20 protein-coding genes, 2 tRNA genes and 1 rRNA gene are annotated in these 22,728 nt (G+C 42.4%); 8 read left to right on the top strand and 15 right to left on the bottom strand.

All coding sequences use genetic code 11. The annotated features are described in order from the left end of the window. Positions 1 to 139: 139 nt before the first annotated feature. The 6 genes from C0213_02185 to C0213_02160 all read right to left on the bottom strand — a co-directional run bounded on the left by C0213_02185 (position 140) and on the right by C0213_02160 (position 3,867). Positions 140 to 212 (bottom strand) — tRNA-Ala (locus C0213_02185). Positions 213 to 238: 26 nt separating this feature from the next. Next, positions 239 to 312 (bottom strand) — tRNA-Ile (locus tag C0213_02180). Between the two features lie 83 nt (positions 313 to 395). After that, positions 396 to 1,973, bottom strand: a 16S ribosomal RNA gene (locus C0213_02175). A 397-nt stretch (positions 1,974 to 2,370) separates the two neighbouring features. Continuing rightward, positions 2,371 to 2,757, bottom strand: coding sequence for a hypothetical protein (locus C0213_02170; protein AUX11293.1), 387 nt, complete (start codon positions 2,755 to 2,757; stop codon positions 2,371 to 2,373). After that, entirely contained in the window at positions 2,758 to 3,135 is a 378-nt protein-coding gene (locus C0213_02165) for a general stress protein (protein ID AUX11292.1), read from the bottom strand. 147 nt (positions 3,136 to 3,282) lie between these two features. After that, the gene (locus tag C0213_02160) at positions 3,283 to 3,867 is read right to left on the bottom strand and encodes a peptidylprolyl isomerase (GenBank protein AUX11291.1); all 585 of its coding nucleotides are present in this window, start codon (positions 3,865 to 3,867) and stop codon (positions 3,283 to 3,285) included. 144 nt (positions 3,868 to 4,011) lie between these two features. On the opposite strand from C0213_02160, the gene C0213_02155 reads away from it, so the two are divergent. Beyond that, complete coding sequence (locus C0213_02155; protein ID AUX11290.1) at positions 4,012 to 4,998, top strand: ferredoxin--NADP(+) reductase; 987 nt, start codon at positions 4,012 to 4,014, stop codon at positions 4,996 to 4,998. Positions 4,999 to 5,052: 54 nt separating this feature from the next. Here C0213_02155 and C0213_02150 read toward each other — a convergent pair whose 3' ends face one another. The 7 genes from C0213_02150 to C0213_02120 all read right to left on the bottom strand — a co-directional run bounded on the left by C0213_02150 (position 5,053) and on the right by C0213_02120 (position 10,173). Continuing rightward, positions 5,053 to 5,706: a cytochrome O ubiquinol oxidase gene (locus tag C0213_02150; protein ID AUX11289.1), complete on the bottom strand. Its 654-nt coding sequence runs from the start codon at positions 5,704 to 5,706 to the stop codon at positions 5,053 to 5,055. An 86-nt stretch (positions 5,707 to 5,792) separates the two neighbouring features. Further along, entirely contained in the window at positions 5,793 to 6,434 is a 642-nt protein-coding gene (locus C0213_02145) for a TIGR01906 family membrane protein (GenBank protein AUX11288.1), read from the bottom strand. Then, a complete protein-coding gene (locus tag C0213_02140) occupies positions 6,422 to 7,207 on the bottom strand; it encodes a TIGR01457 family HAD-type hydrolase (GenBank protein ID AUX11287.1) in 786 nt (261 codons plus the stop codon). Before C0213_02140 ends, C0213_02145 begins: the two co-directional genes overlap by 13 nt. 8 nt (positions 7,208 to 7,215) lie before the next feature. Next, positions 7,216 to 7,833, bottom strand: coding sequence for a DUF1027 domain-containing protein (locus C0213_02135; GenBank protein AUX11286.1), 618 nt, complete (start codon positions 7,831 to 7,833; stop codon positions 7,216 to 7,218). Positions 7,834 to 7,851: 18 nt separating this feature from the next. Beyond that, positions 7,852 to 9,231, bottom strand: coding sequence for a multifunctional 2',3'-cyclic-nucleotide 2'-phosphodiesterase/5'-nucleotidase/3'-nucleotidase (locus C0213_02130; GenBank protein ID AUX11285.1), 1,380 nt, complete (start codon positions 9,229 to 9,231; stop codon positions 7,852 to 7,854). 12 nt (positions 9,232 to 9,243) lie between these two features. Then, positions 9,244 to 9,846 (bottom strand): metallophosphatase, encoded by a 603-nt coding sequence (locus C0213_02125; protein AUX11284.1) that lies wholly within the window; start codon positions 9,844 to 9,846, stop codon positions 9,244 to 9,246. A gap of 12 nt (positions 9,847 to 9,858) precedes the next feature. Further along, positions 9,859 to 10,173 (bottom strand): hypothetical protein, encoded by a 315-nt coding sequence (locus tag C0213_02120; protein ID AUX11283.1) that lies wholly within the window; start codon positions 10,171 to 10,173, stop codon positions 9,859 to 9,861. Positions 10,174 to 10,466: 293 nt separating this feature from the next. Here C0213_02120 and C0213_02115 point away from each other — a divergent pair, with 293 nt between their 5' ends. From C0213_02115 to C0213_02100, 4 genes are all read left to right on the top strand, one after another. Then, positions 10,467 to 11,795 carry a cell surface protein gene (locus C0213_02115; GenBank protein AUX11282.1) on the top strand — a complete coding sequence of 443 codons (1,329 nt, stop codon included), beginning with the start codon at positions 10,467 to 10,469 and terminating at the stop codon, positions 11,793 to 11,795. 14 nt (positions 11,796 to 11,809) lie between these two features. Continuing rightward, the gene (locus C0213_02110) at positions 11,810 to 12,142 is read left to right on the top strand and encodes an ArsR family transcriptional regulator (protein ID AUX11281.1); all 333 of its coding nucleotides are present in this window, start codon (positions 11,810 to 11,812) and stop codon (positions 12,140 to 12,142) included. Between the two features lie 206 nt (positions 12,143 to 12,348). Next, a complete protein-coding gene (cadA, locus tag C0213_02105) occupies positions 12,349 to 14,439 on the top strand; it encodes a cadmium-translocating P-type ATPase (protein ID AUX11280.1) in 2,091 nt (696 codons plus the stop codon). Positions 14,440 to 14,631: 192 nt separating this feature from the next. Next, the gene (locus C0213_02100; protein ID AUX11279.1) at positions 14,632 to 16,035 is read left to right on the top strand and encodes a dipeptidase PepV; all 1,404 of its coding nucleotides are present in this window, start codon (positions 14,632 to 14,634) and stop codon (positions 16,033 to 16,035) included. Positions 16,036 to 16,093: 58 nt separating this feature from the next. Here C0213_02100 and C0213_02095 read toward each other — a convergent pair whose 3' ends face one another. Further along, complete coding sequence (locus C0213_02095) at positions 16,094 to 16,534, bottom strand: MerR family transcriptional regulator (protein ID AUX11278.1); 441 nt, start codon at positions 16,532 to 16,534, stop codon at positions 16,094 to 16,096. Positions 16,535 to 16,686: 152 nt separating this feature from the next. Here C0213_02095 and C0213_02090 point away from each other — a divergent pair, with 152 nt between their 5' ends. Further along, positions 16,687 to 18,162, top strand: coding sequence for an MFS transporter (locus C0213_02090; GenBank protein ID AUX11277.1), 1,476 nt, complete (start codon positions 16,687 to 16,689; stop codon positions 18,160 to 18,162). Further along, positions 18,159 to 18,863 carry a DUF4811 domain-containing protein gene (locus tag C0213_02085; protein ID AUX11276.1) on the top strand — a complete coding sequence of 235 codons (705 nt, stop codon included), beginning with the start codon at positions 18,159 to 18,161 and terminating at the stop codon, positions 18,861 to 18,863. The genes C0213_02090 and C0213_02085 overlap by 4 nt, the downstream gene beginning before the upstream one ends. A gap of 274 nt (positions 18,864 to 19,137) precedes the next feature. Here C0213_02085 and C0213_02080 read toward each other — a convergent pair whose 3' ends face one another. Next, entirely contained in the window at positions 19,138 to 19,845 is a 708-nt protein-coding gene (locus tag C0213_02080) for a glucosamine-6-phosphate deaminase (protein ID AUX11275.1), read from the bottom strand. Positions 19,846 to 20,128: 283 nt separating this feature from the next. Here C0213_02080 and C0213_02075 point away from each other — a divergent pair, with 283 nt between their 5' ends. Continuing rightward, the gene (locus C0213_02075; protein AUX11274.1) at positions 20,129 to 22,678 is read left to right on the top strand and encodes a carboxypeptidase; all 2,550 of its coding nucleotides are present in this window, start codon (positions 20,129 to 20,131) and stop codon (positions 22,676 to 22,678) included. The last annotated feature ends 50 nt before the right edge of the window (positions 22,679 to 22,728 follow it).

Genomic DNA, 22,728 nt, shown 5'->3' with positions numbered 1-22,728 from the left:
AGTTTAGCGATATGAACTAATTCATATTTCTATTATTAAAAAACTCTTTAAAACGCAATGTTTTCTCGGCTTTTAAAACTAATATATTACTTATTATCCAGTTTTCAAAGAACAAAGTTACGATGACTATTGTCATCAATGGAGGATAACGGGATCGAACCGATGACCTCCTGCGTGCAAAGCAGGCGCTCTCCCAGCTGAGCTAATCCCCCATAATGAAACTATTAAATTGGTACAATGGGCCTAAATGGACTCGAACCATCGACCTCACGCTTATCAGGCGTGCGCTCTAACCAGCTGAGCTATAGGCCCAAAAACGTCCTTAATGATGAGAGTAGACCTCTCAAAACTAAACAAAGTTTTGATTTCGCAAATGTACAAGGTTTTCCGTATTATTCCTTAGAAAGGAGGTGATCCAGCCGCAGGTTCTCCTACGGCTACCTTGTTACGACTTCACCCTAATCATCTGTCCCACCTTAGACGGCTGGCTCCCCGAAGGGTTACCTCACCGGCTTTGGGTGTTACAAACTCTCATGGTGTGACGGGCGGTGTGTACAAGGCCCGGGAACGTATTCACCGCGGCATGCTGATCCGCGATTACTAGCGATTCCGGCTTCATGTAGGCGAGTTGCAGCCTACAATCCGAACTGAGAATGGTTTTAAGAGATTAGCTAAACCTCGCGGTCTCGCAACTCGTTGTACCATCCATTGTAGCACGTGTGTAGCCCAGGTCATAAGGGGCATGATGATTTGACGTCGTCCCCACCTTCCTCCGGTTTGTCACCGGCAGTCTCACTAGAGTGCCCAACTTAATGCTGGCAACTAGTAATAAGGGTTGCGCTCGTTGCGGGACTTAACCCAACATCTCACGACACGAGCTGACGACAACCATGCACCACCTGTCACTTTGCCCCCGAAGGGAAAGCTCTATCTCTAGAGTGGTCAAAGGATGTCAAGACCTGGTAAGGTTCTTCGCGTTGCTTCGAATTAAACCACATGCTCCACCGCTTGTGCGGGCCCCCGTCAATTCCTTTGAGTTTCAACCTTGCGGTCGTACTCCCCAGGCGGAGTGCTTAATGCGTTAGCTGCGGCACTGAAGGGCGGAAACCCTCCAACACCTAGCACTCATCGTTTACGGCATGGACTACCAGGGTATCTAATCCTGTTTGCTACCCATGCTTTCGAGCCTCAGCGTCAGTTACAGACCAGACAGCCGCCTTCGCCACTGGTGTTCTTCCATATATCTACGCATTTCACCGCTACACATGGAGTTCCACTGTCCTCTTCTGCACTCAAGTTTCCCAGTTTCCGATGCACTTCTTCGGTTGAGCCGAAGGCTTTCACATCAGACTTAAGAAACCGCCTGCGCTCGCTTTACGCCCAATAAATCCGGACAACGCTTGCCACCTACGTATTACCGCGGCTGCTGGCACGTAGTTAGCCGTGGCTTTCTGGTTGGATACCGTCACTACCTGATCAGTTACTATCAGATACATTCTTCTCCAACAACAGAGTTTTACGATCCGAAAACCTTCTTCACTCACGCGGCGTTGCTCCATCAGACTTTCGTCCATTGTGGAAGATTCCCTACTGCTGCCTCCCGTAGGAGTCTGGGCCGTGTCTCAGTCCCAGTGTGGCCGATTACCCTCTCAGGTCGGCTATGCATCACGGTCTTGGTGAGCCTTTACCTCACCAACTAACTAATGCACCGCGGGTCCATCCTAAAGTGATAGCCGAAACCATCTTTCAACCCTGCACCATGCGGTGCTAGGTTTTATGCGGTATTAGCATCTGTTTCCAAATGTTATCCCCCACTTTAGGGCAGGTTACCCACGTGTTACTCACCCGTCCGCCACTCACTCAAATGTTTATCAATCAGGAGCAAGCTCCTTCAATCTAAACGAGAGTGCGTTCGACTTGCATGTATTAGGCACGCCGCCAGCGTTCGTCCTGAGCCAGGATCAAACTCTCGATTAAAAGTTTGTAGCTCTTGTTTTGTTACTTAATTTATTTGCTAGCGAAATTGACTTCGCAAATATGTTGTGCCCTAAAAGGGCGACCCTACACATTTGGTTTATCAAAACTTTGTTCAGTTTTCAAAGATCTACTGTGTTGAAACAGCTTAATTAATATATCATCTTTCATACTAACTTGTCAAGAACTTTTTTTAAATATTTTTTGAATAAATATTCAAAACTTTTAAATTCGATGACGTTGTTTTCGATGATTATCAATTGCCTCGCTGACAACATAGACTACTATACCAACATTCCGATATATCGTCAAGCATTTATTTACATTTTTTTGAATAAAAATGTAAAAAGTTATAAAAACGGACATTTTTGAATAGATATGCAGTGATTGTCCGAATTAATTTAGGTGCGGAACGCCTGTTACTTCCAATTTATCAAGCAATTCCGTGATTTCACTAGGGTTTGCGAACCGATAACCCGATTCCGCAATTATTTGCAATTGTTCGTCATAGAATTCGGCCGGATGTTCACTCCATTGGAAGACAAAAAACGAAACATTCTCACCTTCAAGGTTAATATTGGCTAAATTAATCAATCTTAGCTCATTAACATCAATTTTAATCGTCGCTTTAATGGCGTTTAAAACTGCAGCTAATGGTGTTTGATCCGAATTTTTATGTGTTGATAACATTTTGTAATCCGTATCGGCTTGTTTTTGTACTAAAAAATCATATTGACCTTGCTTTGTCTTATACATGATTGTTCCTGCTACTTTAGCACTCATCTATTTACCCCTTTGGTTTAATTCTTCAATTGCTGCTTTAGTCCATCCCGGTAATCGCTCTGCAATCGGTGCAAAGCCGGTTTGAATCCGACGGTTAGTCCAATAATGCTTCTTTGCTCGTTGTGGTAGCAAATCCTGTGCCTTATGAAGTGCACGTAACGACAAACTAATCTTATGCGTGTATTCATCAACATCTAACACTAATACGTCTAGTTGCTGCCCTACTGTAAATTGTTCGTCTAGTGCCTTCACAAAACCATGACCGCACTCTGAGATATGAATCAAGCCTTGAACTGATTCATCTAATGCCACAAAGACACCATACGGTTGAATCCCTGTTACGGTGCCTGTCACTTTTTGTCCAATTCGATAAACCATATTGTCCTCCAACTTTAATTATCCTATCTATTCTAATCCTTGTCCTTAGTAAAAGGCAAGCCATCTGAAACAACCTGCCTTATCTTTATTAAAATCCAATAAAAAATACCCAGTTTACGCATCAACTGGGTATCACGATTATCATTTTTAGTGTTTGATTGAAATATGGTTGATAACCACTGGATCAACCGGTTTGTCTTGCATCCCTGTTTCAACAGCATTAATTTCATTAACAACGTCCATGCCACTTAAAACTTGGCCAAAGACAGTATGTTTGTGATCTAACCAAGGTGTGCCACCCTTTTCGTAAGCTGCGATCACTTCTTCAGGATAGCCAGCACCTGGCATTTGCGCCATCATGCTTGGGTTGATATGCTCATTAGTCACGATAAAGAATTGGCTACCATTTGTATTAGGACCGGCATTTGCCATTGATAAAGCACCGTTCAAGTTGAAAAGTTCTTGGCTAAATTCATCGCCAAAGGCTTGGCCCCATAAACTTTCGCCACCCATACCGGTACCTGTAGGATCGCCACCTTGAATCATGAAGTCGTTAATTACTCGGTGGAAGACAATACCGTCATAGTAATCTTTTTCAGCTAAGCCGATGAAGTTTTCAACCGTCTTAGGGGCTTGTTCTGGGAATAGCGCAACAGTGAATTCACCATGGTTGGTATCAAAAGTTGCTGTTGGTCCTGCAAAGTTTTCTAAATCTAATTGTGGAAATGTCATGATAGACCTCCTAAATGTTTTTAATTCACAGTATATAATAGCGAATTAATCTAGAAATTACTATTATTATTTCTTTTTAACATGCTTTCCTAATTTTTTTCTAGTATACTATTTCAGAAGTCTACTATAGAAGGAAGTTATCCTATGCTTGATCCTAACCATCTTTTTGATATTACCGTAATCGGTGGCGGTCCCGTTGGCATGTTTGCTGCTTACTACGCTGGTATGCGTAAAGCCGATGTGCAAATCATCGAGAGCCTCCCTGAACTAGGCGGCCAAGTCGCAACGCTCTATCCTGAAAAAGAAATCTTCGATGTGGCCGGATTTAAAGGTATTACTGGTGCTCAGCTCACCGCTAACTTGGCTGAACAATTAGCCGTCTTTGAACCGACAACCCAACTAGAAACGGCTGTTAAGGCCATCTTACCCCAAGAAGACGGGACTTATATCTTAGAAACATCTAAAGGAACAACCCGTACACGCGGTGTCATTGTTGCCGTCGGGAATGGGGCCTTTACCCCCCGAAAACTAGCCGTTGATTATCAACCTGAATGGGAAAATAACTATATCCACTACTTCGCCAAAGAAATGGCCCAGTTTAAAGATCAAACTGTAGCCGTTGCTGGCGGTGGCGATTCTGCGATTGATTGGGCGCTGATGCTCGAAAAAGTGGCTAAACAAGTTTACATTATCCACCGTCGTGATCAGTTCCGGGGTCTTGAAAGCAGTGTCGATGCTTTGATGAACTCTTCCATTCAAATTAAGACCCCATTCTTAATTGATGGTCTCACAGAAGTTGACCATCAACTCGCCCTGTCACTCAATAAGATGAAATCAACTGATCAAGAACAATTAGTGGTCGATAAATTACTCGTCAACTACGGTTTTATCTCCGATACACGGATTCTCCGTGATTGGGGCTTAACGCTTGATCATCACCAAGTCAGTGTTAACCAGCAAATGGCGACTAACTTACCAAACATCTATGCGATTGGTGATATTGCCACCTATCCTGGTAAGGTGAAATTAATTGCGAGTGGCTTTGGTGAAGCACCCATTGCTGTAACCGAACTTTTAACCAAACTCTACCCTGAAAAGCGTCAACCACTTCACAGTACTTCTATTATGTAATTTAAAAGCGCACCGCCTGATCTCAAACGAGAATTAGGCGGTGCGCTTTTTTAATTATGATTTAGCTTTACGGCCCTTTAATTGACTCTTAACCGCAGTGATGACCATTGGGATCAGTGAAACAGCGATAATCCCTAAAACAACCAATGAGAAATGTTCCTTCACAACTGTGATATTCCCAAAGAAGTAACCGGCCCCGCAACAAAGGACAACCCATAAGATACTCCCAATGACATCATACCGGAAGAACTTGCCAAATGACATTTGACTCCCACCGGCGACAAATGGAACAAAGGTTCTGATAATTGGCATGAAACGACCAATGGTAATCGTCTTGCCACCGTACTTGTTAAAGAAGACCTGGGCCTCTTCAATCTTTTCGGTATTGATAAACTTCCCGAAGAAACGGCTCTTGGTTGCAGCCATCCCAACTCGTTTACCGATTTGTTCGTTTAAAGAATCGCCCGCAATTGCGGCAATTAAGAATAGTGCGGCAAATACCCAGATATTCAAATCATTATCTGTTCGAGCCGCCAAGGCAGCTGCGGCAAATAATAATGAATCCCCTGGTAGAAACGGTAAGATGACTGCCCCGGTTTCTACAAAAATAATCGCAAACAAGATCACATACGTCCAATTGCCAAACTGATTGACAATATTGACCAGATGCGCGTCGATATGTAACACAAAATCAATTAACTGCGTCATGTTGATACTCCTATATTTTCATTTGTCGGTACTCACTTTTCTAGCATACCGAATATTAATCCTAAAACAATCATCATTAGAGCTTCTTAATAAATTTTCAATGACTTCTTTGCCCGCCACAAAATAATCAGAAAAAGACCTTCGAGGATGACAAAAAAGCAGATAAAGCACAGCATAAAATACTGCTCGGGTAACACTAGAATAATAGGATCTAACAGCGGGTCAAACTGCCAGTCGAGGTTCCGAAATAGCAATTCATGAAATAACACGAAAAAGCGATCAAAGCTAACACTGGCAATCAACCCAATTACAATCGGCATAACCAGTGCGACTTGCATCGGTCGAATATAGCGCCATTGCCTACTCGACTTAAAATCACGCCGCCAACTCCTAAGGGCCGGTCCAATCGTCACCAGGAAAATGACCGTTGTTAATAAGAAGAGGTGTTTAACTTCCTTAAAATGCGCTAAGCCATTTGCTGACATCTTGAAATGTGGCAACACTAGCGATTGTCCACCCGGTAAAACCAAATAACGCATCAAGCGGTTAAACTCATGCATTAATGCCGCCTGGCTCATCTGCATTTGCGCTGCCAAATGCAGTTGCCGGCTGACCAAGTCATAGCTCAACCAACCGATAGCAATCGCCGCTAGAATACTCCCACTAACGATACTGAGATAAAAAACTAGCCAGTTGCCCGTTTTTTTGACGCCGTTTAAACTTCCCATTCGGCTAAACTATTGATAATATGCGTTGGTTGCGCCGTGACTTTTGCCAAATCAGCCGGTGTTGAAACGCCCGTATAAACTAATAAGGTTGCCATTTCAGCATTTAAGCCCGCTTTGATGTCTGTATTATAGTTATCACCGACCATTACCACTTGGTCCTTAGTTAACCCAAATTGTTCGAGTGCCATTTCCATAATGATTTTTTCTGGTTTACCGATATAAAGCGCTGATTGTTGTGTTGCTCGTTCAACTAAGGCAATCACTGAACCTGCCCCTGGCACTAAGCCGCGTTCATTAGGTAAGTTGGTATCGGCATTCGTCCCAATAAAAAGAGCGCCGCGTTTAATCGCGAGCGTTGCCAATTCAAATTTGTGGTAAGTAACATCGTAGTCTAAGCCAACCACCACGTAGTCTGGGTCATATTCGTTAGTTCTAAAACCAGCATCTAATAAAGCTTGTTTCAACCCAATCTCGCCGATGACATATACGGTCTTACCATTGGCCTGACCACCATTTAGATTTAATAAATAACGCGCCGTTGCCAATGATGGGGTGTAAACTTGGTCTTCGGTTGCATGAATATCATGGTTATCTGCTAAATTTTTGATCACCGCTGCGGGTGATTTAGTGGTGTTATTCGTTAAAAACATAAAAGGGATGTTCTTAGCTTGGAGCCGTTCAATAAAATCACGTGCTTCTGGCATCTGTTCGCTACCGCGATAAACTGTCCCGTCTAAATCGATTAAATAGCCTGCGTAGTTTGTTTTTGTCATTTAGTTACTCACTTTCCAGTTTCCTTTGGGGAATTACTCTCTAATGGTCGAATCTTAAAGTGACGCTTATTAACGGATTTTTTATTCTCCGTGACCGCTTTTTGCGGTTGTTCTTTAGCCACTTTTTGATTAGGTGTTACTTTGCGTTCCGTGAAGCCTTGCTTTTGCCGGCGTTGTTTCTGTGGTCCGCGCCGGCGATTACTACGGCGATTTTCGTTGCGAATCTGTGGTTTACCTTGTCGTTCTAGGACAAAATAGGCACAACCAAAATTACAATATTCATATAAGTAGTCTTGGAGTGTATCAATTAATTGGTCCTTATTGGCCCGCCGATTAGTTGATTTGTAGAATCCCTTAAGGCGTAGTTGTTCAAAACCCCAGTCCGCCACAATATAATCGTACTTCGCAAGAACCTCGTTATAGCGTTCGTTTAGCTTTTCAGCATCAAAACCATCGCGATAATTGGCGACCACTTCGTAGGCACACTTATCGATGTCAATCATGGTTTCACTCTTAACAACAACGTGCTGTGGTACTTCCGGTTGTTTAGCCGCTGCAATCATTTCTTTTTCAAGCGCCCGAGTTACCTTCTTGGCAATCTTCGGTTTTGTTTTTGTATCCGCCACGGCGAACCTCCTCTTCCCTTAAACGGGATATTTTTGTGTTAAATAGGTAGCAACTGCATTTCTCAGAAAATCAGGGAACATAATTTCAGTCTCCCCGACAATTTCAATGGTTGGGAAAAACGGAATAAAGAGGTAATGATCAACTGTCGTCAACGTATAGCTAGCTTCAGGATCAATCTCCTGACCATGCCAAAAGACGCGCCGTAATGTCATATCCACTGTAATCCCATCATAAACAATGTCTCCAAAGATTTTACCACGGAAACTCATCCCTTTAATCGGAAACTTGCGTAAGAATAACCGGTTTTTCTCCATTTCTAAGACCAAACGCCATAAGTCGTAGCCCTTCAAGGTAACCTTAATTAAATGCATCGGATGCGGTAATTGACTCTGCAAATCATCTTTGGTGACCAAGCCGACTTCTAGTCCACCTAAAAATAGGCCAGTGTTCAAAACAGCGGCTTCCGTTTGCGTTGCCGCTTCAATCGCTTTTAGCCCGGCCGTCATCATCGGTGACTCTCCAATGGTAGCAATCGGTAGTGCTTCTGGCAAGTCAGCCACCACTTGGGCAGCCAATTGGGCATGGCCTTGTGCTAAATAACCCGCAATTTCAGCTTCATCTCCCGCTTCTTCTGGTAAATCGGCCGTCAAGACAGTCCGGGCCTTCCGGTCAACCGGGCGATGATTAGCATCGAGGGTTAACGTAATATCACCAATATAATGACCGTACTTTTCAGCAGCCGTCAATAGCGTTTGATTCACCATCAACCCATCTTTTAAAAGATGATGCGTGTGGGCGCCACAGATCACATCGATTTCAGGATAGTGTTCTGCCAACCATTGATCAGTGGTCAGGCCCAGATGTGATAGTAACACCAAGACATCATATTGTCCTTCGATTTGCGCTAGTAATTGCGGCATTTCTTCACTGATTGTGACCGGATCCCAACCGTTAGGCCGATATGTCAAAAAGAATGGCGCCGTTAATCCGACAACCGCAATCCGCGTGCCTTGATCAGTTGTGATAATGCGGTACGGTTGCGCAAATTTAGCGAGCGTTTGTGAGGATTGTTCGTAGAGATTTGCTAATAACACGGGGAAATTCGCATGATCGTATAGATGTTCCAATTGTTCATGACTATTGCCAATGCCTTCATTGTTACCAATTGTCACACCGTCATAACCAATTTGATTCAACAAGGTCGTATTAATCTGGCCATCTGTTGCTTCAGTTAAAGGATGGCTACGATCCATTGCATCCCCGATATCAAACGTTAAGACCGTTTCACCTTTTTGCCGATAGGCCGCTTGATGAGCTAACAAAAAGCGGCGCATTCGAGGCCAATTTTCAAAATGCGAGTGCAAGTCGTTCGTGTGTAAGATGTGAATAGTTTCCATTTTGTCATCCTCTTATTTTAATTGCGTTAACGCCTTTTGTTTTGCCGTCAAGATTGCCTCAATATCCGCTACTGATAAAGGTGTCCCAAATGGTAGCGGTGCTTTCAATAATTCACGTTCTGGGGCGTCAATCCCCACGTTGATATTCTCAGCAATTGGCAACATATTGTGGTGAATGTGACCATGCAAGTTAACCGTTTGGCTAACTTTACCGAGTAACAGCGGATAATGGTTCAAGAAATACTGCCGATGATTAATCTTAATTAGCGCCCCGACATCGATAAACCGGTAGTGCGGGTGTGCCTCTGTCCCTGGATCGTGCTTCTTCAAGTATTTAAAGAAGGCACGGTTATCATGATTACCCTTCACCAGAATAATCTGCCCGTTCAATGCGCCGAGCAAAGCATTAACTTGTGCAAAAGCAGTCGGTTTATTGGGGACCAATGCAACGTCCCCTAATAGGTAAACCTGATCAGTTGCTTGAACACACTGATTCCAATTAGTCACAATGATTTCATTCATCGTGGCCACATCCGCAAACGGTCGTGGCGCAAAGTCATTCATTCCGAGTAGTTCTTCATGATAGAAATGGGTATCCGCTGTAAAATAAATCATTTTATCAACCACCTAGCCAATATGATTTGCTTTTAAGACTTCCTTGAAAGCATCTTCAACCGGCCCCGGTGTTTTTTCCCACTCTTCCCATTCTGTAAAATCAACAGTGGGCATCGTGTAAGTAGCGTTGATGTAATCTTCATAAGTTTGCACGGCATTAGAGTGTGGAATGTTTAATTGCAAAATTCGCACACCCTTAATCAACCCCCGATTAGCGGCGAGTTCTGCCCGGCCGTTCATAAAAATATTACCTAACTCATAGTACGTTGAACCGTCTAAGCGTGTAATTTCTTCAATAATATCAAACACTTGTTGTTTCTCTGCCATAGTGTGACTCCCTATTCTAATCCGATTTCAATTACGTTCATTTTACCAATATGTACGCAAAAAAACCACTATCCGTAGACAGTGGTTGGCATAAGAGAGAAAGAGAATTGATAAAAAGGTAATTGCATAAGTACCTTACAAACATAATATACCGCTCAATGTAAGCGTTGTCAATTATTATTTAGTAATAATTCGATTAATTTATAACCTGGTTCTTGTTCGATGATAGGTTTTTTAGAAAAATAATGGTATCTTAATTAGTAGTTTTAAATTTAATTAGGAGGCCGTTAACTTTGTTAAAGTCCAAATCACAACTGGGCATCGTGCTCTTTTGTTGCTTTTACTTCCTCTTATTATCAGGTTTTACCGTTGTTGGCCATCGTGGTGATCCCATCAATGCGCCAGAAGAAACCTTCCAAAGTATTGATATGGCCTTTTCCCAAGGTGCCAACTATGTCGAGCTCGACTTACATGAGTCCCAAGATGGCGTCTTAGTCATCTCGCACGACCGTAATCTAAAACGTGTCACCGGTGTTGATACCATTGTTTCTCAAAATCCGTTTGCCAAATTAAGTACCCTTAAGATGAGTAACGGCGAACCGGTCCACAGTGTTGAACAGTTATTCCAACACTATCAGCATAACCCCAACGCTAAATTTTTAATTGAAACCAAGAAGACGAAAAAGGGTAACCCGCAAGATATGGAAGCCAAATTAGTCGCGCTCATTCAGAAATACCATCTGCAAAAGCGGATCATGGTTCACTCTTTTTCGCTTCCAAGCTTAATCAATATGCAAAAATTAATGCCTGAGATTCCCCGCATTTTTATTGTGGGTAGTCTTAAGCGAATTTCGTTTGAAAGCTTCAAATATGCGGATGGAATTAATATTTCTTCCGAATTAGTCACGCCAACAATTATCAAACAATTGCACTACCTTCACCAGAAAGTCTACGTCTGGAATGAAATGGCCGAAAATCAGGCCACTTGGAACTGGCTCGTTAACCTCGACGTCGATGGTGTGGTCACCAATTATCCGGCGCTAGGCCGTCATTACCAAGCCGCCCAAGATCAATCCCAGATTGAATCCTTAGAAACGACTGGTCAAGTCAATAGCCTTCACGATTTGCCGACCGTTGAAAATCCTTATGCACAAGTTCCCACTGAAACACCGGCTAAAGCAGGGCATAGTTACCACGTGACTCAAACTGTGACAGTTGCCGATCAGACCTATTATCGGATTGGCACTAACCGTTTTGTCCTAAGTGATGCGATTAATGTTGGGCAAACCGCACAGGCGGCTTCCTTATTAGTAGGTAAAACAGCGCAGCTTAAACCGAGTCCCATGACCGTTGCAACCTGGAATAGTCCTTTACATCCAACCCAGACAACTGGTCAGCTACTAGCCAATAGTCGCCACAAAATACTCGCTGTCCGCTATGTTGGTAATCAAGTTTGGCTCCAAACCGCAACCGGCTGGTTCAAAAGTCGTCAAGCACTGATCCAATTGGATTCTCATACCGACTTACCAACTGTTGCTTTGGCTTATTACCGACAATTACCCAAACAACTCCGTCCCACTAACCTACTATTAAAACATTCTTTTTTTAACACTAAATTCTAATAAGGCAGGCTATTATGACAATCGACCACGATCAACTGATTCGCTCCGTGCAAAAAACACTTCCGAAAGAAGATACGCTCGATCATATCTCGACACTCTTTAAAATCTTGGGTGATAAGACCCGCGCTAAAATTCTGTACGCACTCTTCCAATCAGAATTACGAGTTTATGACATCGTCAGCGTTTTAGAGATGTCACAATCTTCGATTTCACATCAATTACGGGTACTCAAACAAGCAAAGCTTGTTAAGAGTCGCAAAGAAGGCAAAGAAGTTTACTACTCACTTGCCGACAACCATGTGATTAACATCTTCTCACAAGTCATTGCGCACGTTAACGAACACTAATGATTAAAAGAGGCTGCAGCAAAGTAACTTTGGCTGCAGCCTCTTTTTGAGCTAAACTACTAGCAACTAAACGGGTTGCATTTTATAGGTGACGGTGTTATCTTAGAGGTAACATATGAATATATGCTCATATGTATATCTAATTCGTAAATATAACGATTTAGATCCGAATTGACGGTTCATTAACCAATAAGGAGGACTCATCAATGACACAAATTCAATTAGCAGGTATCGATTGTGCCGCCTGCGCTACTAAAATCGAAACAAATGTTCAAAAATTACCGCAAGTCCAAGCTTGCGCGGTTAACTTTGCGACACAAAAACTAAGTTATGAATTGACTGGTGACCAAGCCGCAAGCGCATTTGAATTGGAACTTCAACAATTGTTAACAACAATTGAACCAGATGTTACCATTCAAAAATCATTACCAACTGCCGGTCAAACGCCGCCTAAAAAATTTAAATTTAATCTAGACTTAATTCGGATTTTCATCAGTGGTCTCTTACTATTGGGCAGCTATGTCTTACCGCTTAGTCAACCACTATTAATCGGCCTCTTACTAATCGCTTTTGTCCTCATCGGTTACGATATTATCTGGACAGCCATCCGGAATATCCTTCACGGCCAGTGGTTTGACGAAAACTTCCTAATGACTGTCGCCACAATTGGGGCCTTTGGGATTGGCGAATATGCTGAAGCAGTTGGCGTGATGCTGTTCTATCAAGTCGGTGAATATTTCCAAAGTTTAGCGATCAATCGTTCACGAGATTCAATCGCCAGTTTAGTGGCGATTAAACCGACTTTTGCCAACTTACAAACTAGCCAAGGCCTCCAACAAGTTGCGCCGGAAGCCGTGCCAGTTGGTGCAACCATTTTAATCAAACCCGGGGAAAAAGTCCCACTAGATGGCACCGTCATTGCGGGCAATAGTTTTGTCGATACCGCTGCGGTCACTGGTGAATCAGTCCCTCGCTCATTTAACGTTGGCGATACCCTCTTGAGTGGCAGCATCAATCAATCCGGCCTTTTAACCCTGCAAGTCACCAAACCTTACGCTGACTCAACGGTCGCTAAGATTTTAGACCTGGTTGAAAATGCCAGTAGTCAAAAAGCACCGACTGAAAACTTCATCACCCGCTTTGCGAAAGTCTATACCCCAATCGTGGTAGGCTTTGCCGTATTATTAGCGGTTGTACCGCCACTCTTTTTAGGCCAACCCTTCTCAGATTGGCTCTACCGGGCACTCATTTTCTTAGTGATTTCTTGTCCTTGTGCGCTAGTCATTTCAATTCCGCTCGGCTTTTTTGCCGGCATTGGGACTGCTTCTAAAAATGGCATTCTGGTCAAAGGGAGCAATTACCTCGAAGCTTTAAACGATGTGCGGACGGTTGTTTTCGATAAAACCGGGACGTTAACCCAAGGCAGTTTTACCGTTACAGCAATTCACGCTGTCGATCATCAACCAGAACGTTTACTCGCACTAGCCGCTTTAGCAGAACAACACTCAACACATCCGATTGCCCAATCCATTATTGCTGCCAATCAAGCCCCACTTGATCAAACATTAAGTGCGGTCACGGAAGTTGCGGGTCACGGCGTTAGTGCGACCCTTGACGGCCAGCCCCTAAAAGTGGGGAAAGCTAGTTGGCTCAAGGAACAAGGCTTAACACCACTCACTCCTACTGAAGTCGGTACTGCGGTACACATTGCTTATGGCACTGATTATCTTGGTTACCTCGTTATTTCAGATCAGCTTAAAAAAGATGCAGCCACAGCGATTGCACAACTGAAAAAAGTCGGCATCCGCCAAACGATGATGCTAACTGGTGATAACGATGCAATCGCTCAACAAGTCAGCCAATCATTGGGCATTGATCGTTACCAAAGTGAACTACTCCCCCAAGACAAAGTGGCTACTTTAGCCAGCCTGACTGATAACCGTGCGCAAAACGGCAAAGTGGCCTTCGTTGGTGACGGGATTAATGATACCCCCGTTCTTGCACGGGCCGATGTCGGGGTTGCGATGGGCGGTTTAGGTTCCGACGCTGCGATTGAAGCAGCTGACATCGTTTTGATGTCCGATGAACCCACTAAGTTAGCAACGGCCATCGATATTGCCCGCTTCACCCGCAAAATCGTCTGGCAAAACATTGCTTTTGCCCTCATCGTTAAAGCCATCTTCTTATTACTAGGCGCATTTGGCATTGCAACCATGTGGGAAGCCGTTTTTGCAGACGTTGGCGTAACCTTGATTGCTATTTTAAACGCCTTGCGCATTATGAGAAAATCAAACTAATTCACGTTTGAGATTAGTTTCACATAATAGATACATTAATAAAAGAACGACCGTTAAAAGTAATTGTTAACGGCCGTTCTTTTTTAGGAGGAAGCGCTTTTTAATTGTGAGTAAATATGCTAGAATGAGGTTATCCTAATTTTAGATTAACCGCACCTTGGTTAAAATTTAACAAAGAAAGCTGGGACTGCAATGACATTGAATTGGCAACAAGAAGCGGCAAAGTATAAAGATCAAATGCTTACCGACTTAACAAGTTTACTCAAGATTAATAGCGCGCGTGACGTTGAACATAAAGAAGACGATGCACCGCTTGGCCCTGGCCCTCGTGATGCCTTGCTACAAATGTTAGCAATCGCTGATCGTGACGGTTTTACAACTAAAAACATCGAAAACGTTGCTGGCCGGATTGAATTTGGTAGTGGCGACGAAATTTTTGGTATCTTAGGTCACGTTGACGTGGTTCCTGCCGGTGACGGTTGGGAAACAAATCCTTTTGAACCAGTTATCAAAGACGGCAAGATTTATGCCCGTGGTTCATCAGATGACAAAGGCCCATCAATTGCAGCATACTATGCGCTTAAATTATTAAAAGACAACGATATTAAATTGAACAAAAAAGTTCACTTCATTTTCGGGACTGACGAAGAAAGTGAATGGGTTGGTATCAACCGTTATCTAGAAGTTGAACCAAAACCTGATTTTGCTATCTCACCAGATGCTAACTTCCCAATCATCAATGGTGAAAAAGGGATTGTGTCATACATGATCACTTTCAAACCAGTTGATGGTGCTGATGGCGAAATGACATTGGTCAGCTTCAAATCTGGTTTACGTGCGAACATGGTGCCTCAAACTGCCAAGGCTATCTTAACTGGTACAATGCCAGCTGATTTCCAAGCTAAGTTTGATGCTTATGTATCTGAACATCAACTACAAGGCACAATCACAACTGATGGTGACCAAACAGTGATCGATTTAATCGGTAAAGGCTCACATGCCCAAGAACCTAAAGCTGGTGTCAATGCTGCAACTCACTTGGCAACATTCTTAGCTGATTTTGCGCTAGATGCTAAAGGTGGCAACTACATCGGTACAATTGCACGTTTAATGCATGAAGACTCACGTGGTCACCTCTTAAACATCAACCATACAGACGATGTAATGGGTGATTTAACAGCTTGTCCTGCTGTCTTCAACTACACACAAGACGGTGTTGCATCGGTTCTCTTAAACGTTCGCTATCCTAAAGGTGTGACTGATGAAAGCACACGCGATGGCCTTGCTAAGACACTTAGTGATGTAGCTGACGTAACAATCGAAGGCCATGCACAAGCACCTCACTATGTCCCTGGCGATGACAAATTAGTGGCAACTTTATTACAAGTCTTTGAAGATCAAACCGGTCTTAAAGGTCACGAACAAGTTATCGGTGGTGGCACATACGGTCGGATCTTAGAACGTGGTGTTGCTTTTGGTGCTTTACCAGAAGATCGCGAAAACGTTATGCATCAAGCAAATGAATACATGCATATCGAAGATATTATGAACGCGATTGCCATCTATGCTGACGCAATTTATCGTTTAACACGTTAATTAGAATATAAACACATCAAAAAACGGTAGCCAATTGGCTACCGTTTTTTTGTTATGTTTATTCTTTTGTTGGTGCATCCACTAATTTAAAAGTTGAATGCCCCTCTTTGACAATCGCATATAGCATTTGTTGTTTCGTATCATCAAAATAGCCGAGGTTAACAGCCATTTCGCCATCAATTTCTTCAATACCTTGGAAGTGCTCGCGAATAATTGAGCGAACAACTTTCATATTAGCCATGTGCTTTTGAATTTTTTGGACCGCAACGCCCAACGTATACCCTTCATCTAAAAAGTGCTTGATGAAAATCGCTTTAATCATTGTATGGGCATCATATTCACGGGCCTTATTGCCGTTTGTTTCGCGGGCCTTAATATAGCCCTTTTGCTCCCAGTAGCGGAGTTGACGCGGGGTTACCCCTGCCATCTTACAAACTTCACTAATCCCAAAAATTAATCGATCCGTATCTATCAACTTTAAAAAAAGGTCTTTTTGCAAGTCCCCACTCCGTTCCTATTAATAAATTTCATTATAGATTATCTAAAAAACTTGTCAAGTCAAATGACACTCTTGTCAACTTACTTGACAAAGACTGAAAATGCGACTAAACTAATAAACCGCATCAACAAAACGTAAAGGAGATTTTTATCTTGTCAGACTCTAGACCATTAGATATTCATGGGAAACCATACAACCGGACAGTCTTAGTCTTGGTCTTATTGATTGGTACTTTCTGTACTGTCTTAAACCAGACGATTCTATCAACTGCTTTCCCCACATTAATGAAAGCATTTGACGTGTCCACTTCAGCCGTCCAATGGCTCACAACCGGTTTCTTACTAGTCAACGGGATTATGATCCCCATTAGTGCTTGGTTAATTAACCGTTTCAATTCAAAGGTTCTCTACATGTCAGCAATGACTGTCTTTTTACTGGGGACCATTATTTGTTACATCGCTCCAACGAGCTCATTTGCAACTTTATTAATCGGCCGTCTGATTCAAGCTGCCGGTGTTGGGATTTCAATGCCCATCTTACAAACCATTATGCTCACAATTTTCCCACCTGAAAAACGGGGCACTGCCATGGGTATGGCCGGAATCGTTATCGGTCTTGCACCGGCCTTAGGACCTACCCTTTCAGGCTGGATTATCGATTCATACAACTGGCGGGTTTTATTCGGCATGATTATTCCAATCGTGATTCTTGTCTTAGTCCTCGCTAGTTTCCAAATGAAGAGTGTTATTCAACTTTCAAAACCTAAAATTGATGTTCCTTCGATTATTTTATCAACTGTCGGTTTTGGGAGTTTACTCTATGGCTTCTCTGAAGTTGGGGATAAAGGCTGGGGCGATACACTTGTCCTCACCACTTTAGCCATCGGTGTCGTCGTGATTGCCTTATTCATCTGGCGTCAACTCACAATGGAAAATCCCTTCTTGGAACTGCGCGTCTTCAAATCACCCGTCTTCACAATTGCCGCTATTTTAAGTGGTGTGACAAACATGGCGATGGTCGGTGCCGAAATGGTCCTACCATTATACATTCAAAATATTCGTGGCGAATCTGCCTTCCATTCTGGGTTAACCTTATTAGCTGGTTCCCTCATGATGGGGATTATGATGCCAATTACGGGTCGTATTTTTGATAAATACGGTGCGAAACGCTTGGCTATGACTGGGATGTTCTTATTGATGAGTGCAACCGCCCCCTTTATTTTCTTAACTGCTAAGACCCCAATCATCTACATCGTCGTTTTATATGCTGTTCGGATGTTTGGGATTTCAATGGTCATGATGCCTGTTACAACTTCTGGGATGAATGCTTTACCAATGAACTTAATCAGTCATGGGACAGCTGTTAATAATACTTTCCGGCAAGTTGCCAGCTCAATCGGGACCGCGATCTTAATCAGTGTGCTTTCAAGTGTTACTAAAAATAATATGCCAAGCACGCACATGATTAAAACCTTGCCATTGGCCTTCCGCGATAAAATGATTAATGCAACGCTTTCAGGCTACCACGCTGCCTTTATCGTCGCTGTCATTTTCTGTGTCATCGGCTTCATTATCACATTCTTCCTCTCCTCTAAGAAATCAACTATTAACGGAGGTGCCAAAGCATGATCGTTATTACACTCATTATTAGTACACTTGCGTTATTCTTCTCGTCAATCTTCGGTCAAAAAATGTGGCGCCCAATTTTAATGACGATTTTCGGTCTCATTTTTATGGCGTCACTCTTTTTCATTGTTCAAAATGATCACAATCATTATGGGATGAAAACAGTCACTGAAACTAAGACGCAAACTCTCGTTTCAAGTGCGGATGCAAAAGGCATGTCAATGTTGCTCTATCACCCACTTGGTAATGGTACCGAAAAAGTTTACCTTTATCGGACTGATAGCCATCAAAGTAAACCTAAAGCAACCCAAACCGAAAAGACAACCAATCTTGTTCAAAAGAATGCTGATAAGGCTGCCTTAGTAACCACGACGAAATACCGTGTTTATAAAAATGATGCGGCTAAATTCTGGTTCGGGATTTCTGGTAATGACCACGAATTTGTGAGTCGCCACAATACCTTCAAAGTTGCTAAAGGTTGGCTCGTTTTAAGCGATACGCAAGCTAAACAACTCGCTAAAACCTTGAAGCGTCAACAAGCCCAAATCAAAGCCGGCGCCACTAACGCCGGCAAACAAGCTGTGATGGCTGCCATGCAAACCAATCCGGCAATGACTGCAACGCAACAACAAGCAGTTGCTAAAAAAGCAGCGCTAGCCTATCAACAAGCCGCAATGGCAAAAGTAATGGCAACGCTAAAATAATACAAGCAAAAAAGCCCCCACATCGTGATTTGGATGTGGGGCCTTTTTTGTGGAAACGTGCTTTTTGAAACGCACTCTATTTTGAAATGTACTCCATCAGGCATACTCTTCCGGTTAGTTACACATCGCAAATAATCGCCTTTGGCGCTTATTCACGAGCCTAGGCTAATCCTCAGAAGATAACCGGCTTATTACGCACTCTATTTTGAAACGTGCTTCTTCGAACTGCCTTTTACGGTTAATCCTCAAAGCCAAATCGTTCGAATCAGCACTCTTATTTACTTAACAAGCTTGCTGCTGCTTCGTCTACGATGATTGTCACGTCGTCGTGTAGTTGCAAGGCACTTGCTGGGACGTCTGTTGTTTGTGGGCCTTCTACTGTACCTTTGATGGCTTCAGCTTTTGATTCGCCATATGCGAACAAGACAATTTTCTTAGCCTTTAAAATGGAACCAATTCCCATTGAAATTGCTTTTGTTGGCACGTCTGCTTCGTTTTCGAAGAAACGCGCGTTCGCTTTGATGGTTGATTCTGTTAATTGTACTTCTTGTGTGTTGCTATCAAAAGCAGCACCTGGTTCGTTAAATCCGATGTGACCGTTTTGGCCGATACCAAGAATTTGGATGTCTACTGGGTTATCAGCAATCACTTGGTCATAACGTTTTAATTCAGCAGGAATATCACTTGCTAAACCGTTTGGTAAGTATGATTTTGCAAATGGTTTCTTATTAAATAGGTTTTCTTTCATGAAATAGTGGTAACTTTGGCTGTTGTCAGCTGATAAACCAACATATTCATCCAAGTTAACTGATATACAATTTGTGAAATCTAAGTCGCTGGCAACAACTGTTTCGTAGAATTTAATTGGTGAACTACCAGTTGCTAAACCAAAAACTTTTGCATCGTTTGCTAAACCTTCTTTGAAGATTTCAAAGCCTTTTTGGCCGCCTTCTACTTGATCTTTTACTTTAATAATTTTCATCGTGATAGTCTCCTCATAATTTAGAATTCAAAGAACCATTGGTATAGTCCAATTATAAAGCAGCCTTCTTTCATTTGCAAGCATTTTAATTTTAAATCGTCGTTGAAATATTGGTATACATGACAGTTAGCGTTTCCACTACAATGCCAATCACTGCCTGAATATTGATTGGTATGACGATGCCATATTTTTCATTTACCTTACAAATTTAAATACAGGTATAATATTCAGAAAAACTATTATATAATATTGGACAGTATGAGAAAAAAGGTGGCGTTATTATTTGAAAGATTCAAAGCAGCGTTCCAGCCAACGGCAAAAGCACGCATCAGCCCTCATCTCTAAAGGGCGTCGCAAAGTCAATACGCTATTTTCCAAGATTAAAACGAAATTATCACATTCCATGCCTTGGCTTAATAATTGGTTTAACCATCAAGACAAAGATCAGAATCGGACATTTGTCGATCAATTTAGTGCTAAACCCCTCACTTTTAAGCTTAACGTTTTCTTAGAAGCACTTAAAAGTTTAGTCCTCTACGGTATCTCAATCGGTTTGATTATGTTTGCCTTAGGACTCGGGATTGGCGCCGGCTATTTTGCCGCGTTGATGAAAGAAGAACCAGTCCCAAGTTATCAGGTGCTTAAACAACAACTTGATAACACTGATCAAGCGGCTGGTCTGTATTTTGCCAAGAACACAAAATTTGGCGCAATTAAAACCGACCTTTCGCGAACACCTGTCAGCATCAATGAGATGTCGCCTTATTTAACCGATGCGATTGTCGCAACCGAAGATGAAGACTTCTATAAACATCAAGGGGTCGTTCCAAAGGCCCTATTACGAGCTGTCATCTCTGATTTAACCGGCTTTGGTTCTCAAACTGGTGGTTCGACATTAACGCAGCAGTTAATCAAGATGCAAGTCTTAACATCCCAAGTAACCTTCAAACGTAAAGCAACTGAAGTTTTACTTGCTTTACGCGTTGACAAATACTTCACGAAAAAGGAAATCTTACAAGATTACTTAAACATCGCAACTCTCGGTCGTAATAATAAAGGCCAAAATGTTGCTGGTGTGCAAGAAGCCGCTCAAGGATTATTTGGAAAGGATGCCAAGAATCTTACATTAGCCGAAGCCGCTTATATTGCTGGTCTTCCTCAAAGTCCTTCCGTCTATACACCGTACGATCAAGACGGTACCTTGAAAGATCCTGAATACTTGAAATACGGACTCGATCGTAAGAATACCGTTTTGTTCCGGATGTATCGTGATCATCGCATTACCAAAGCAGAATACCAAGCTGCTAAAAAAGTCGATTTAACGAGTGAATTCCAAGCCAAAGCGGAACCTGAATCAACTTCTAAGCGTTATGGTTACGTTTATAACCTTTTGGAATCACAAGCAACTGACATCATGACAAAACAACTCGCTAATGAAGCCAATGTTTCGACCAAGAAACTTAATAGTAGTCCAACGCTTTATAAACAATATGAAACAAAAGCAACTGAACTCCTAAGTACTAAGGGTTATCAGATCCATAGTACAATTGACAAAGATATCTACGATTCTATGCAAGAAATCGTCAAACAAGAAGGTAGTTCTTTTGGGCCAACCTATCAAGATACAACAACCGATCCGATTACTGGTCTGCAATCAGTTGGTGACACACCCGTTCAAAACGGGAGTGTCTTACTCGATAACCGGACTGGTAAAGTGATTTCATTTGTTGGGGGCCGTGACTTCTCTCTCAAACAAACTAACTATATGTTGACTAAACGATCACCGGGTTCAACCATTAAACCACTCTTGGTTTATGGCCCCGCAATTGATCAAAAATTAATTGGTTCTAAAACAATGTTGGCTGACTTTAAAACCAACTTCAAAACATATGCCCCAACCGATTACGGTAATACGATTCAGAACAAGTTCATTCCCGCGGATAAGGCTTTAGCCCAATCCCTTAATATTCCTACCGTTAACTTATACAATAAGTTACGAAAAACAACTAACCCTGCGACCTATATGGATAAGATGGGGATTCACCTTTCTGATGATGAATATAGTCAATTGGGTCTTGCTTTAGGGGGAACCAAAGATGGGATTAGTGTGCTCGCCCAAGCAAGTGCCTTTACAACATTTGCTGATGAAGGCCAACACGTTGACGCTTATGTAATTGATAAAATTACTGACCCTGCTGGTAATATCATTTACAAACATCACTCTAAGAAAACTAAAGTCTTCTCGAAAGCTACCAGTTACATCATGAACCAAATGTTATCGGGGGTCTTAACGGATACTGATGGGACTGCAACGCAATTAAGCGATCAGCTCTACTTCAATACCAATAACTTAGTTGGTAAAACCGGGACTAATAATGATAACCGTGATGTATGGTTTATCGGTAGTACACCAGGGATCACCCTTGCTTCTTGGATGGGTTATGATAGCACCGGTCGCAACTTAACCGATAGTTCAAGCATGATTAACCAACGTTACTGGGCTAAATTAGCCAATAGCGTCTATCAAAACGATCCAAGTATTATGAAACTTGAAGAAGATCATGAAAAACCAAGCACTGTGACAAGTAGTAAAGTTGTTAAAGCAACTGGTCAACTACCGGGTATTGTTTCCATTAACGGTGATACACGGACGGTTGACAGTGGTAAAGTCACCTCGCTTTACAATAATTGGACCCCAGAAGCAACGCAATATGAATTCGGAATTGGTGGTACAAGTAGCAATTACGAATCATTCTGGGAACATTATATGGGCTACAACAACGGCTATGGGACCATCACATACGGTGAACCCAAAGATAGTCAATCAGAATAAAAAATAAGCGGTGATTACATACAGATATGTAATCACCGCTTATTTTTGTT

The sequence above is a fragment of the Latilactobacillus sakei genome, assembly GCA_002953655.1.
GTDB lineage: Bacteria > Bacillota > Bacilli > Lactobacillales > Lactobacillaceae > Latilactobacillus > Latilactobacillus sakei_A.
Note: the sequence above shows the minus strand (reverse complement) of the source record. Positions and strands in the feature narration are given on the sequence as shown.